This window comes from Streptomyces sp. NPDC088124 (assembly GCF_040685895.1).
GTDB lineage: Bacteria > Actinomycetota > Actinomycetes > Streptomycetales > Streptomycetaceae > Streptomyces.
Map to the genome: position 1 here is coordinate 21310 of NZ_JBFBJB010000085.1, position 11827 is coordinate 33136.

General features: G+C 73.7%; 10 protein-coding genes. 2 read left to right on the forward strand and 8 right to left on the reverse strand.

The annotated features are described in order from the left end of the window. Positions 1–13 precede the first annotated feature (13 nt). From AB0P17_RS40150 to AB0P17_RS40170, 5 genes are all read right to left on the reverse strand, one after another. Entirely contained in the window at positions 14–2299 is a 2286-nt protein-coding gene (locus AB0P17_RS40150) for a glycoside hydrolase family 95 protein (protein ID WP_365819490.1), read from the reverse strand. Positions 2300–2495: 196 nt separating this feature from the next. Continuing rightward, positions 2496–2996, reverse strand: a complete 501-nt coding sequence (locus AB0P17_RS40155) for a hypothetical protein (RefSeq protein ID WP_365819492.1) — start codon at positions 2994–2996, stop codon at positions 2496–2498. 115 nt (positions 2997–3111) lie between these two features. Further along, a complete protein-coding gene (locus AB0P17_RS40160; protein WP_365819494.1) occupies positions 3112–3354 on the reverse strand; it encodes a DUF397 domain-containing protein in 243 nt (80 codons plus the stop codon). A gap of 114 nt (positions 3355–3468) precedes the next feature. Next, positions 3469–4191, reverse strand: coding sequence for a gamma subclass chorismate mutase AroQ (aroQ, locus tag AB0P17_RS40165; protein ID WP_365819497.1), 723 nt, complete (start codon positions 4189–4191; stop codon positions 3469–3471). A 135-nt stretch (positions 4192–4326) separates the two neighbouring features. Next, positions 4327–5253 carry an alpha/beta hydrolase gene (locus AB0P17_RS40170; protein ID WP_365819499.1) on the reverse strand — a complete coding sequence of 309 codons (927 nt, stop codon included), beginning with the start codon at positions 5251–5253 and terminating at the stop codon, positions 4327–4329. Between the two features lie 244 nt (positions 5254–5497). Between AB0P17_RS40170 and paaK the strand changes: the two genes are divergently transcribed. Next, positions 5498–6805 (forward strand): phenylacetate--CoA ligase PaaK, encoded by a 1308-nt coding sequence (paaK, locus tag AB0P17_RS40175; protein WP_365819501.1) that lies wholly within the window; start codon positions 5498–5500, stop codon positions 6803–6805. Here paaK and AB0P17_RS40180 read toward each other — a convergent pair. Next, positions 6795–7901 carry an ionic transporter y4hA gene (locus AB0P17_RS40180; protein WP_365819503.1) on the reverse strand — a complete coding sequence of 369 codons (1107 nt, stop codon included), beginning with the start codon at positions 7899–7901 and terminating at the stop codon, positions 6795–6797. The genes paaK and AB0P17_RS40180 overlap by 11 nt on opposite strands. A gap of 156 nt (positions 7902–8057) precedes the next feature. Between AB0P17_RS40180 and AB0P17_RS40185 the strand changes: the two genes are divergently transcribed. Continuing rightward, complete coding sequence (locus tag AB0P17_RS40185; protein WP_365819505.1) at positions 8058–9911, forward strand: serine hydrolase; 1854 nt, start codon at positions 8058–8060, stop codon at positions 9909–9911. 98 nt (positions 9912–10009) lie between these two features. On the opposite strand, the gene AB0P17_RS40190 is transcribed toward AB0P17_RS40185, so the two are convergent. Together AB0P17_RS40190 and AB0P17_RS40195 are read right to left on the reverse strand one after the other, a co-directional pair. Beyond that, the gene (locus AB0P17_RS40190) at positions 10010–11542 is read right to left on the reverse strand and encodes an NAD(P)/FAD-dependent oxidoreductase (protein WP_365819507.1); all 1533 of its coding nucleotides are present in this window, start codon (positions 11540–11542) and stop codon (positions 10010–10012) included. Between the two features lie 69 nt (positions 11543–11611). After that, positions 11612–11827: tetratricopeptide repeat protein (locus AB0P17_RS40195; protein WP_365819509.1), on the reverse strand; the 216-nt coding region annotated here is incomplete at its 5' end.

The following is an 11827-nucleotide window of genomic DNA, read 5'->3' on the forward strand; positions in this document are numbered from 1 at the left end:
GCGCGGCGCGCGGTCAGACCGGCCCGGGCGGTGCGGCGAAGGTGTAGGTCCGGCCCGCGGTGGCGCGGAAGGTCCGCTCGCCGCCGGGGAACAGGGTGCTGCGCAGGGTGAGCTCCCCCGTACGGCTCGCGCGCAGCACGATCCGCGTGGCGCGCCCGCCGGACCAGGCGATGTCGAGGGTGGCGCCGCCGCGCGCCCGCAGCCCGGTCACCCGTCCTCGGGGCCAGGCGGCGGGCAGGGCGGGCAGGATCTCGACCGGGCCGTGGTGGCTCTGGAGCAGCATCTCCGCGATGCCGGAGGTGGCGCCGAAGTTGCCGTCGATCTGGAACGGCGGATGGGTGTCCCAGAGGTTGGCGAGGGTGGAGTTCCCGAGTTGTTCGGCGAGCATGGTGCGGGCGTGGTCGCCGTCGTGCAGCCGCGCCCAGAAATTGATCTTCCATGCCTTGCTCCAGCCGGTCCCTCCGTCGCCGCGCGCGGTGAGCGAGACCTTGGCGGCCTCGGCCCAGGCGCTGCCCGTCGCGATCTGCCGGCCGGGGTGGAGGGCGAAGAGGTGCGAGACGTGGCGGTGGTCGTCGGTGGGGCTGTCCAGGTCGGCCTTCCACTCCTGGAGCTGTCCCCAGGAGCCGACGCGCAGCCCGGGGTCGAGCCGTTCGAGGGTGTCCTGGAGCCGGGTGCGGAAGGCCGGGGCGTCACCGAGGGTGGTGGCGGCCTCCAGGGTGTTGGTGAGCAGGTCGTGGACGATCTGCTGGGACATGGCGGCGCCGGCCGTGAAGTCGCCGTGCTCCGGCGAGTAGCTGGGAGTGACGACGAGGGTGCCGTCGCGCGGGTCGGTCCTGAGGTTGGCGAGCCAGAACTCGGCGGCCTCCTTCATCACCGGGTAGGCGGTGGCGCGCAGGTAGTGGGTGGAGCCGCTGAAGCGGTAGTGGTCGTAGAGCTGCTGGGTGAGCCAGGCGGCGGCCTCCGGGAACCAGAAGGCGGTGGGCCAGTCGTGGACCCCGGTGAAGCCGTACGGGTTGGTCTCGTTGTGGACGACCCAGCCGGGCGTGCCGAAGAGCCGGCGGGCGCTGCGCCTTCCGGGGGCGCGCAGCGACTCGACGTAGCGGTCGTAGGGAGCGGTGGTCTCGGCGAGGTTGGTGACCTCGGCGAGCCAGTAGTTCATCTGGAGGTTGATGTTGACGTGGTAGTCCGCCGACCAGGGCGGGTTGGTGGAGTTGTTCCACACGCCCTGCAGGTTGGCGGGCAGCGATCCCGGGCGGGACGAGGCGATGAGCAGATAGCGGCCGTACTGGAAGAAGAGCGTTTCGAGCGCCCGGTCCGCGGGTCCGCTCCCGCCGGTGTACCGGGCCAGGAGTTCGTCGGTGGGCAGGTCGGGGAGGCGGCCGCCGAGGTCGAGCGAGACCCGGTCGAAGAGCGCCCGGTGGTCGCGTACATGAGCGGCGCGCAGTGCTTCGTACGGTCGGGCGGCGGCGTGGTCGACGGCGCGGGTGACGGCGGGGTGCGGGTCCTCGCCCCGGTACCCGGGGCCGGTGTCGGCGTAGTCGGTGGCCGCGGCGAGGACGAACCAGGCGCGGTCGGCGCCGCTGACGGTGAGGGTGCCGTCGGCCTCGGCGCGTACGGTGCCGCCCTGCGTACGGACACGGATCTGGACCTCGAAGCGCAGCCCGTTGTCCTGGAGGGCGCCGCGCACGGTGAGCCGGTCGCCCGCGGCGGTGGTGGTGAAGTCGGCGCGCGGGGAGGTGTAGCGCAGGGTGAGGCCGGTCCGTCCCGGGCGGTCGGCGGCGAACTGTCCGGCGATGACCCGGCCGGGGTAGGAGGCGAAGAACTCCCGGGTGTAGGCGGTGTCGCCGTGGGTGTACGAGACGGCGGCGACGGCATTCTTCAGGTCGAGCGAGCGGCGGTAGGAGGCGTCGGGGGTCTCCGGCGCGCCGGACACGGTCACTTCCAGGTCGCCGAGGACCTGGTGGGCGCCGTAACCGCTCTTGGCCTGGCCGAGTTCGGCGGCGACGGTGGCCGGATCGAGCCGCCCCTCGGTGTCCAGGCGCTGCTGTACGGAGGCGAGGGCGCCGGGGCGCGGCGCGGTCCAGTCGCCGTGGTCGTAGCCGCCCCCGGCGCCCGGGCCGCCGGTCCAGAGGGTCTTCTCGTTGAGGGTGAGCCGCTCGGTGGCGAGGGTGCCGTGCACCCCGGCGCCGAGGGCGCCGCTGCCGACGGGGAGCGACTCGCGCTCCCAGTCGGCGGCGGGGGTCCGGTACCAGAGCGTGGATTCATCGGACGGGTCGGCGGCAGCACCCGTATCGGCCATGGCGGGAACTCCCCACACCAGGGCTCCTGTTGCACCCAGTGCTGACGCGATCGTGGTGCGGCGGCTCATCCCAGGAGTCATGGCCAGTCACGGTAAAAGTCCGATGACTCATCCGGCAAGGGAGCGGACGGTCCACCGCGCACGCTGGCGTGAAATGGACGGTGCCTGGACGGTGTCCTTGATCCGGGCGCCGCCGTCAGCCCTGCTGGAACAGCTCCGCGGGCAGCGGCTTGAGCAGTGCGTAGAGGTCGTCGGTGATCGGCCGGTCCCAGCTCGCGATGGTGACGAGGACATTGTCGCTGCGGTCGAACTGCACGCAGGAGATCCGGCTTTCCGAGAGCTTGAGCCGGCGCACGATCAGGAGGTTGTCCCCCTGCATCACCGGCATGTCCTCGGTGCCGATGACCTCGACCGGCTCGTCGTTCTCCAGCGCGAGCAGGAGCTGCGCCACCTCGAAGGGGATCTGGCCGTCCCCCAGCTCACGGGCGGGTGAGCCCTCCGGCAGATTACCGATGATCATCGCGGGCCCGCGGCCGCCGAACAGGTCGTACCGGAGAAAGACGCCCTGGCAGCTCCCGTCGGGGGCGGGCAGCAGACCGGCGCCCAGATTGCCGGGCCAGTCACCCGGGTCCATGGCCAGGACATCGAAGTCCGGGCCCGCGGGTGTGGCGGCGCTGCGGCGGCGGAGAAAGGACATCCCACCATGGTACGGGTTCGCGCCACTCCGGAGGAGCCGGGTGAGGACCGAAAATGCGGGCCCGGGGCCGGAAGCCCGCAGCCCGGGGCGCCGGGGCCCGCCGGGCGGGGTCACCTCACGTGAGGTCGAACTCTCCGTCACGGGCGTTGATCACGAAGGCCCGCCACTCGGCGGGGCTGAAGATCAGCGAAGGGCTCTCCGGCCGACCGCTGTTGCGCATGGCGATGAAGCCTTCGACGAACGCGATCTGCACGTCGCCCGCCCCCTGGCTGCTGGACTGCCAGTCCGCGCCGCTCAGATCGAGTTCCGGCTTGTCCCAGCCCGAAAGCGGCTTCTGGGTGGTGGTGCTCTCAGCCACGTCCTGCTCCTCCCGCTGCGTCGTCCCGGGCCAGCCTATCCATCACCGACGGTCCGGGACAGACCGCGACAGAGGCCCCGGAACGGCGCGGGACACCGTCATGGCATGGCCGCGTCAGCGTTGCGTACGGGGCGGCTCGTCCCGCGCGCAGACGGAGCCCAGCGCCCTGCCCAGCGCCCTCGGGTGGGCGGAGTCCGGACGCTGTCCGGCCGCGGCCCGGACCGCCGCGGCGGTCAGCAGACGGTCGCAGCGGGGCGCGGTACGGTCCTGGGCCGAGCCCGCGACGGCCCGGACGAGCCCCGCGTCGATCCGGTCGATCTCCGCGCGCACCCCGGCCAGATCCGGCCGCTCGGACGGCGCGTGCGCGGGCTCCGCGTCCCAGCGGCGGAGCAGTTCCCGCTGCACGTCCTTGTTGGCCTCGATCTGGTCCCGGAAGATCCTGACGGTCACCACCGGGTCGGCGCCCAGCTCCTGGGCCCGGCGGGCGGCGGTGGACAGGACCTGCCGCTCGCGTTCGGGAGCGTCGACGGGGCTGCCGGTGCCCCGCTTCGCCGCGGCGACCAGGTCGGCGGTGGCCAGGCGCCGCGCGGAGAGTTCGGCGAGAAGGTACAGGCGCCCGAAGGGGCCGGCGGGCCGGTCGGACGCGACGGGAACCGGTGCCGCCGGTGCCGCCTGTGCCTCCGGAGCAGTGAGGGGGCGTACGGCGGCCGAGGCCGTCCCGGGCCCCAGGAGCAGCAGCGCGGTGGCGGCGGTCAGGGCGACGCGGCGGCGCACGGAAGGGGTGGTGCGGGTGGGGGTGGTACGTGTGGCGGTGGTGTGCGCCGGGGTGGTGTGCATCGGGGGCCTTCCCACGGGTGGGGCCGGGCCCTCGATCGTACGGCGGCACCGGTACCGGACCTCCCCCGAACTGCCGTGGCGCCGCCCGGAATTCCGGGCTGCGCCTGACCGGTGGGTCGTCCGCCGCGCCTCGCGTCAGGCCGACCGTGCTCCACCCGTCTCCGTCTCCGTCTCCGCCTTCGCGCCCGTCTCCACGTCCCCGCCGGGTGTGCCGGAGTCCGGGACGTCCGCCACCGCACGGACGAACGCGCCAGGTTCGTCCAGCCAGGGGAAGTGCCCCGCGCCCTCCAGCACGGCGAGCCGGCCGTGCCCGAACAGCCCGGCGAGTGCACGGGCCTTCGCGGGGCGCGGGCCGCCGTCGAGCGCCCCCGCCACCACCAGGACCGGCGCCGCCAGCGCGGCGAGCGCGGCCCGGGTCGCGGCCGGGTCGAAGGCCCCCTCGCCGAAGAAGGCCGCGGCCGCCTCCTGGTTGATCTGCCGGGGTGAGGCGGCGACCATGGCCTGCGCGGCCGCGTCCCAGCGCGCGTGGTTGAAGCGTTTGAGCGTCGCCCACACCTCGTCCGTCGCCCGGCCCGCCAGGACCTCCTCGAAGGCCGCCGTCGCGGCGGCGTACCAGGGTTCACCGGCGCGCAGCGCCATGGCCTCGCGGCGGTCCTCCGTCGTCGCCTCGATCCCGGCCGCCGTGGCGCTCGGGGTCACCAGGGTCAGGGAGGCGAGCCGCCGCGGGTGGCGGGCCGCGTAGAGGAGGGCGAGTTCCCCCGCGGCCGAGTGCGCCAGCAGATCGAGGCGGGCGAGTCCGAGGTGGGCGCGGAGCGCCTCGACATCGTCGACCTGGCGGTCGCAGCGGTACGCCAGGGGTGCGGCGTCGGCCGCGGGGGCGGCGGAATCCCCCGTACCGCGCAGGTCGAGCCGTATCAACTGCCGGTGCGCGGCGAGCCCGCCCAGATCGCCGAGGTACTCCGACGCCCGCATCGGGCCGCCGGGCAGACACACCAGGGACTTCCCCTCCCCCACCAGGTGGTAGGCGAGTTCGGTTCCGTCGTATGTGCTGAACGTGGGCATGCCGCGATCCTCACAGTCCGTACGCGAGCACGGCAACGGCTTTCGCGCCAGGTGGAACGCCGGGCGGAAGGCCGCAGGAAGGCCGGCGGGCAGGCGGAGGAGCGCGGTGGGGCGACACCGCGCCGCGTCCCTTGACGCTCGCCGGAGGCTCCTGCGTTACTGGCTCCGGGACGATCAACCGAATGATCGGTTCCGGCCGCCTGCCCGGGCCACCGGTACGGCCGGACGGACCAGGGAGAGCGCCATGACCCCTCTGCTGGACGCGGCGGAACGGCTCAGCCGCGAGGAACTGGCCGCATGGCAACTGGAGCGGCTGCGGTCCACCCTGCGCCGCGTCTACGAGAACGTGGACTTCTACCGGCGCTCCTTCGACCGGGCCGGGGTACGCCCCGAGGACTGCCGCTCGCTCGCGGACCTGGCCCGCTTCCCGTTCACCACCAAGTCCGATCTGCGGGACACGTATCCGTTCGGGCTGCTCGCGGTGGACCGCTCGGAGGTACGGCGGCTGCACGCCTCCAGCGGCACGACGGGAGTGCCGACCGTGGTCGGCTACACCCAGCGGGATCTGGACACGTGGGCCGATGTGGTGGCCCGCTCGATCCGGGCGGCCGGCGGGCGTCCGGGGCACACGGTCCATGTGGCGTACGGCTACGGCCTGTTCACCGGCGGGCTCGGCGCGCACTACGGCGCGGAGCGGCTGGGCTGCACGGTGGTGCCCGCCTCCGGGGGCATGACCGCGCGTCAGGTCCGGCTGATCCAGGACCTCCGGCCCGAGATCATCATGATCACCCCGTCGTACATGCTCACGCTGCTGGACGAGTTCGAACGGCAGGGCGTCGATCCGCGCGCCACCTCCCTGCGGGTGGGGATCTTCGGCGCCGAGCCGTGGACGGAGGAGATGCGGCGGGAGATCGAGGAGCGGTTCGCGATCGACGCGGTCGACATATACGGGCTGTCGGAGGTGATGGGCCCGGGGGTGTCGCAGGAGTGCCTGGAGACCAAGGACGGGCTCACGGTCTGGGAGGACCACTTCTATCCGGAGGTCGTCGATCCGTTCACCGGTGAGGCGCTGCCGGACGGCGAGGAGGGCGAACTGGTCTTCACCACGCTGACGAAGGAGGCGATGCCGGTGATCCGCTACCGGACGCGGGACCTCACCCGGCTGCTGCCCGGCACGGCCCGTGTCTTCCGCCGGATGGAGAAGGTGACCGGCAGGACCGACGACATGGTGATCCTGCGCGGGGTGAACCTCTTCCCCACTCAGATCGAGGAGATCGTGCTGCGCACCCCGGGCGTCGCCCCGCACTTCCAGCTCCGGCTGGCTCGTGAGGGGCGGCTGGACACCCTGACCGTACGGGCCGAGGCGCGCGCGGCGGCCACGCCGGAGCAGCGCGCGGAGGCGGCCCGGGCGATCGCCGCGGCCGTCAAGGACGGGGTGGGGGTGTCGGTCTCGGTCGAGGTGGTCGATCCGGAGACGCTGGAGCGTTCGGTGGGCAAGATCAGGAGACTCATCGACCTACGCGGCCCAAGCGACCCACGGATCAGGGGCTGATGGCGAGGAACACGAACGCGGTGAAGATGCCGAGATGGATCCCGCCCTGCAGCAGGGTGGCCCGGCCGGGCGCCACGGTCAGCGCGCCCACCACGACGGTGAGGGCGAGCAGCACCATGTGGGTGGCCGTCAGCCCGAGGACCAGCGGCCCTTCCAGCCAGATCATGGCGAGCGCGATGACCGGGATCGTCAGACCGATGCTCGCCATGGCCGAACCCAGGGCCAGGTTGAGGCTGGTCTGGACCCGCTCGTGGCGGGCGGCCCGCACGGCGGCGAGGGTCTCCGGCAGCAGCACCAGCAGGGCGATCACGACACCGACGACGGCCTGCGGCAGCCCGGCCGACTCGACGCCCGACTCGATGGTGGGCGACACGGCCTTGGCGTCCCCGACGACGGCGATCAGCGCCACCAGCAGCATCACCAGGCTCAGGGTGGTCGCCCGGCGGGTCGGCAGCGGGGCGTGCGCGTCCTCCTCCAGCACATCGCCCGCCTGGGTGACGGGGAGGAAGTAGTCGCGGTGGCGCACGGTCTGCACGGCGACGAACAGCCCGTACAGGACGAGGGAGGCGACGGCGGCGAAGCCGAGCTGAGCGGGGGAGAACTGCGGCCCCGGCTTGCTGGTGGTGAAGGTCGGGAGGACCAGGGTGAGGGTGGCCAGGGTCGCGACGGTGGCCAGCGCCGTACCGGTGCCCTCGGCGTTGAAGACGGCGACCCGGCTGCGCAGCGCGCCGACGAGCAGACACAGGCCGAGGATGCCGTTGCAGGTGATCATGACGGCGGCGAAGACGGTGTCCCGCGCGAGGGTGGCGCTCTTGCCGCCGCCGTCGACCATCAGGGTGACGATGAGGGCCACTTCGATGACGGTGACGGAGACCGCGAGGACGAGCGATCCGAACGGCTCCCCCACCCGGTGGGCGACCACCTCGGCGTGGTGCACGGCCGCGAGCACCGCGCCCCCGAGACAGAGGGCGACCAGGCCGACCGCGAACCCCGGCAGGGTGCGCCCCCAGCCCAGGACGAGGGCGAGCACGGCGAGCAGCGGCACCACCACGGTCCACTGGGACATCAGGGACCGGATGCCGATGCTCGTCCTCATGCGCCACACGGTGCCAGAGGTGGCGTGGGTCCGCGCGGTGACCGTTCGGAGCCGTACGGGCCCGGAGGGTTGACACCGGCGGGGTCCCGCAAGAAAGTTTCAGCACTTGATCGGGGTCCCGAAAAATACTTTCAGGCTTCAGGGGGAGGGCTTTCCATGACGGAGGACGCGACCGCCGGTGAGGGCATCAGCCGGCGCAGGCTGGGCGGTGGGGTGCTGGCGCTCGGCGGGGCGTTCGCGGTGGCGCCGATCCCGTTCGCCGAGGGCTCCGCCGCGCGGGCGGCCGGTGCGGGGACGGCCGCCGCTCCAGCCGTGGCTCCGGACGGCTCCGGGCGGGCCGCGCCCACGCTGCGCCGCGGTTCCGCCGAGCGGGCCGGGCTGATCCGGCGGGAGCTGGACGGGCTGGTCGGCGCCGCCGAGACGTTCCTCGGGCCCTCCCCCGTCCACCCCTGGTACGCGGGCGCCGTGCTGCTCGCGGGGCGTGGTGCGACGGTGGCCCTGCACCGGGCGATCGGCCACGCCGTGCGCTACGCGGCGTACGACGAGACGACCGGCACCGGGGTGGAGCTGCCCGCCGAGCGGCGGATCGCGATGGCCGAGGACACGGTCTTCGATCTCGCCTCGGTCTCCAAGCTCTTCACGTCGGTCCTCGCCGTCCAGCAGATCGAGCGCGGCGCGCTGGAGCTGACGGAGCGGGTCGTCACGTACCTCCCGGAGTTCGCGGGCCCGGACGCCGCGCGGGCCGCCGGAAAGGGCGACATCACGGTGCGCCAGCTGCTGACGCACACCTCCGGGTTCCGCGCGTGGATTCCGCTGTACACGGCGCCGACCCGGGAGGGCAAGCTCCAGCTCCTGTGGGACGAGGTCCCGGCGGACCCGCCCGGGACGGTCTACCGGTACTCGGACCTCAACCTGATCACGCTCCAGCTCGTCCTGGAGCGGATCACCGGTCACCCCCTGGACGTGCTGCTGCGCACCGGGATCACCGCCCCGCTCGGCATGCGCCGCACCCGCTTCAACCCGCCCGCGTCCTGGCGGCCCGCCATCGCCGCCACCGAGGACGCCCGGCCGCCGTGGTCGGGGCTGGACCGGGGGCTGGTGTGGGGCGAGGTGCACGACGAGAACGCGTACAGCCTGGGCGGGGTCGCCGGGCACGCCGGGGTCTTCTCCGACGCCTGGGACCTGGCGGTCCTCGCCCGTACGCTCCTCAACGGCGGCGCGTACGGCCGGGCGAGGATCCTGCGGCCCGCTTCGGTGGAGCTGATGTTCACCGACTTCAACACGGACTTCCCCGGCGACGCCCACGGGCTGGGGTTCGAGCTCTACCAGCACTGGTACATGGGGGCGATGGCCACGCCCGGCACGGCGGGCCACACCGGTTTCACCGGCACCAGTCTTGTCCTCGACCCGACGACCGACTCGTTCCTGATCGTGCTGGGCAACTCCGTCCATCCGGTCCGGAACTGGCGCTCGGGCAGCGCGCCGCGCGTGGCCACCGCCGACCGGATGGCGCGCGCCGTGGCGGTGGCGCCGCCCCGGCGGCGGCCGGCCTGGTTCGGCGGCATGGCCAACGCGACGACCGCCACCCTCGCCCTGCCCCCGCTCACCCCGGCCACCGAACGGGCGCGGCTGCGCTGCTCCGTCTGGTGGGACACCGAACCGGGGCCGGACGCCCTCTTCCTGGAGGCGTCGGGGGACGGCGGGCGGAGCTGGCGGCCGGTGCCCTTCACCACCGTGACGGCGGGACAGGAGCCGCGTGAGCACCCGGCGGGCTCGGTGACGGGCTGGTCGGGCCGGGTCTGGCACCGGCTGACGGCGGCACTCACCCCGTGGCACGGCCGCGAGACCGTGCTGCGCTGGCGGTACACGACGGACCGGTTGTACGTGGGCCGGGGGGTGTACGTGACCGGTCTGCGGGTCGAGGACGGGGGCCGGACCCTCTTCGACGAGGCGCGGGGCCGGGACGCGGCACGGATCACGGCGGCGGGCTGGGCTCCCTCGGCGGACTGATCGGGCAGAGCCTGGCCCGCGGGCCCCGGCCAGGCTCTGCCCGGCGGGGCCGCGGGCCACCGGCCACCGGCCACCGGCCACCGGCCACCGGCTACCGGCTACCGGCCCAGGGCCGCCATCGCCGCGTTGTGTCCCGCCACCCCGCTGACCCCGCCGCCGCGTACCGCGCCCGCGCCGCACAGCAGGACGTTCGGGTGCGCCGTGGCCACGCCCCAGCGGCCGGCGGAGCCGTCCTCGTACGGGAAGGCGAGGTCGCGGTGGAAGATATGGCCGCCGGGCAGCCGCAGTTCGCGTTCGAGGTCGAGCGGTGTCTTCGCCTCGATGCAGGGGCGGCCGTCCTCGTCCAGGGCGAGACAGTCCGCGATCGGCTCCGCCAGCCGCTCGTCGAGCTGGGCGAGGGTCGCCGCGAGCAGCTCCGCGCGCGCCGCCTCGTTGTCCCGGGCGAAGAGCCGTGCGGGCGTGTGGAGTCCGAACAGCGTCAGGGTCTGGTAGCCCCGCGCGGCGGGTTCGGGGCCGAGGATCGACGGGTCGGTGAGGGTGTGGCAGTAGATCTCGGAGGGCGGGGCGCTCGGCAGCTCGCCCGCCGCCGCCTGTGCGTACGCCGTGGCGAGCTGGCCGTACCCCTCGGCGATGTGGAACGTACCGGCGAACGCCTCCCGGGGGTCGACGGACCGGTCACGCAGTTCCGGCAGCCGGCGCAGCACCATGTTGACCTTGAGCTGGGCGCCTTCGGCGGCGGGCGGCGGTTCCTCGCCGAGGAGCGCGGCGAGGTCCTGCGGCGAGGCGTTCACCAGGATGTGACGGCCCGCCACCACGCCCTCGGTGCCGCCGGTGCGGAAGGTGACCTCGGCGTGTGTCCCGTCGGTCGCCACAGCGGTCACCTCGTGCCCGGTGGCGATCTCCGCGCCCGCCGCCCGTGCCGCGCCGGCCAGCGCGTCGGTGAGCGCGCCCATGCCGCCGACGGGGACGTCCCAGTCGCCGGTCCCGCCGCCGATCACGTGGTAGAGGAAGCAGCGGTTCTGTACGAGTGAGGGGTCGTGGGCGTCGGCGAAGGTGCCGATGAGCGCGTCGGTGAGCACGACACCGCGGACCAGGTCGTGGTCGAACCGCTCCTCGATCGCGGAGCCGATCGGTTCCTCGAACAGCATCCGCCAGGCGGCCTCGTCGTCGATCCGGTCGCGCAGCGCCGCGCGCGTGGGCAGCGGTTCGGTGAGGGTGGGGAAGACGCGTTCGGCGACCCGGGCCGTCGTCGCGTAGAAGGCACGCCACGCGGCGTACTCCTTGTCGGAGCCGGTCAGCGCGGCGAAGGAGTCCCGCGTACGCCCCTCGCCGACCAGCAGTCCCCCGTCGCCGAGGGGGGTGTACGAGGAGACGGTGCGCTTGCGCACGGCGAAGCGCAGCCCCAGTTCCCGCACGATCGTGTCGGGCAGGAGGGAGACGAGGTACGAGTAGCGGGAGAGCCGGGCGTCCACCCCGGCGAACGGACGGCTGGAGACGGCGGCGCCGCCGGTGGCGCCGAGCCGTTCGAGGACGAGGACGGAGCGTCCCGCGCGGGCGAGGTAGGCGGCGGCGACCAGGCCGTTGTGACCGCCGCCCACGATGACGGCGTCGTACGAGGTGTGTGCGGGCATGGCCCTTGGTAACACGTGGATGATCTCGGGGCCAGAGGGGGCACGGAGCCGGAGGGGGCGCGGGGCGGTTCAGTAGCCGCGGGCGCCGTGCTGCTGGCGCAGGGCCGCCACCTGCCGGTAGAGCTGGACCGCCTCCGCTCCCCTGCCGAGCTGTTCCAGGCAGTGGGCCTCGTCGTTGCGGCTGGCGAGCGCGTCGGGGTGGGTGGCGCCGAGGACCCGGTCGCGGGTGTCCGCGACCTGGCGGTAGGCGGACAGGGCGTCGGACCAGCGGCCGAGCCAGCCCAG

Coding starts and splice junctions, on each gene's coding strand:
- AB0P17_RS40150 (WP_365819490.1), bottom strand. CDS start 2,299: ATGGCCGATACGGGTGCTGCCGCCGACCCGTCCGATGAATCCACGCTC.
- AB0P17_RS40155 (WP_365819492.1), bottom strand. CDS start 2,996: ATGTCCTTTCTCCGCCGCCGCAGCGCCGCCACACCCGCGGGCCCGGAC.
- aroQ (WP_365819497.1), bottom strand. CDS start 4,191: ATGCACACCACCCCGGCGCACACCACCGCCACACGTACCACCCCCACC.
- AB0P17_RS40170 (WP_365819499.1), bottom strand. CDS start 5,253: ATGCCCACGTTCAGCACATACGACGGAACCGAACTCGCCTACCACCTG.
- paaK (WP_365819501.1), top strand. CDS start 5,498: ATGACCCCTCTGCTGGACGCGGCGGAACGGCTCAGCCGCGAGGAACTG.
- AB0P17_RS40180 (WP_365819503.1), bottom strand. CDS start 7,901: ATGAGGACGAGCATCGGCATCCGGTCCCTGATGTCCCAGTGGACCGTG.
- AB0P17_RS40185 (WP_365819505.1), top strand. CDS start 8,058: ATGACGGAGGACGCGACCGCCGGTGAGGGCATCAGCCGGCGCAGGCTG.
- AB0P17_RS40190 (WP_365819507.1), bottom strand. CDS start 11,542: ATGCCCGCACACACCTCGTACGACGCCGTCATCGTGGGCGGCGGTCAC.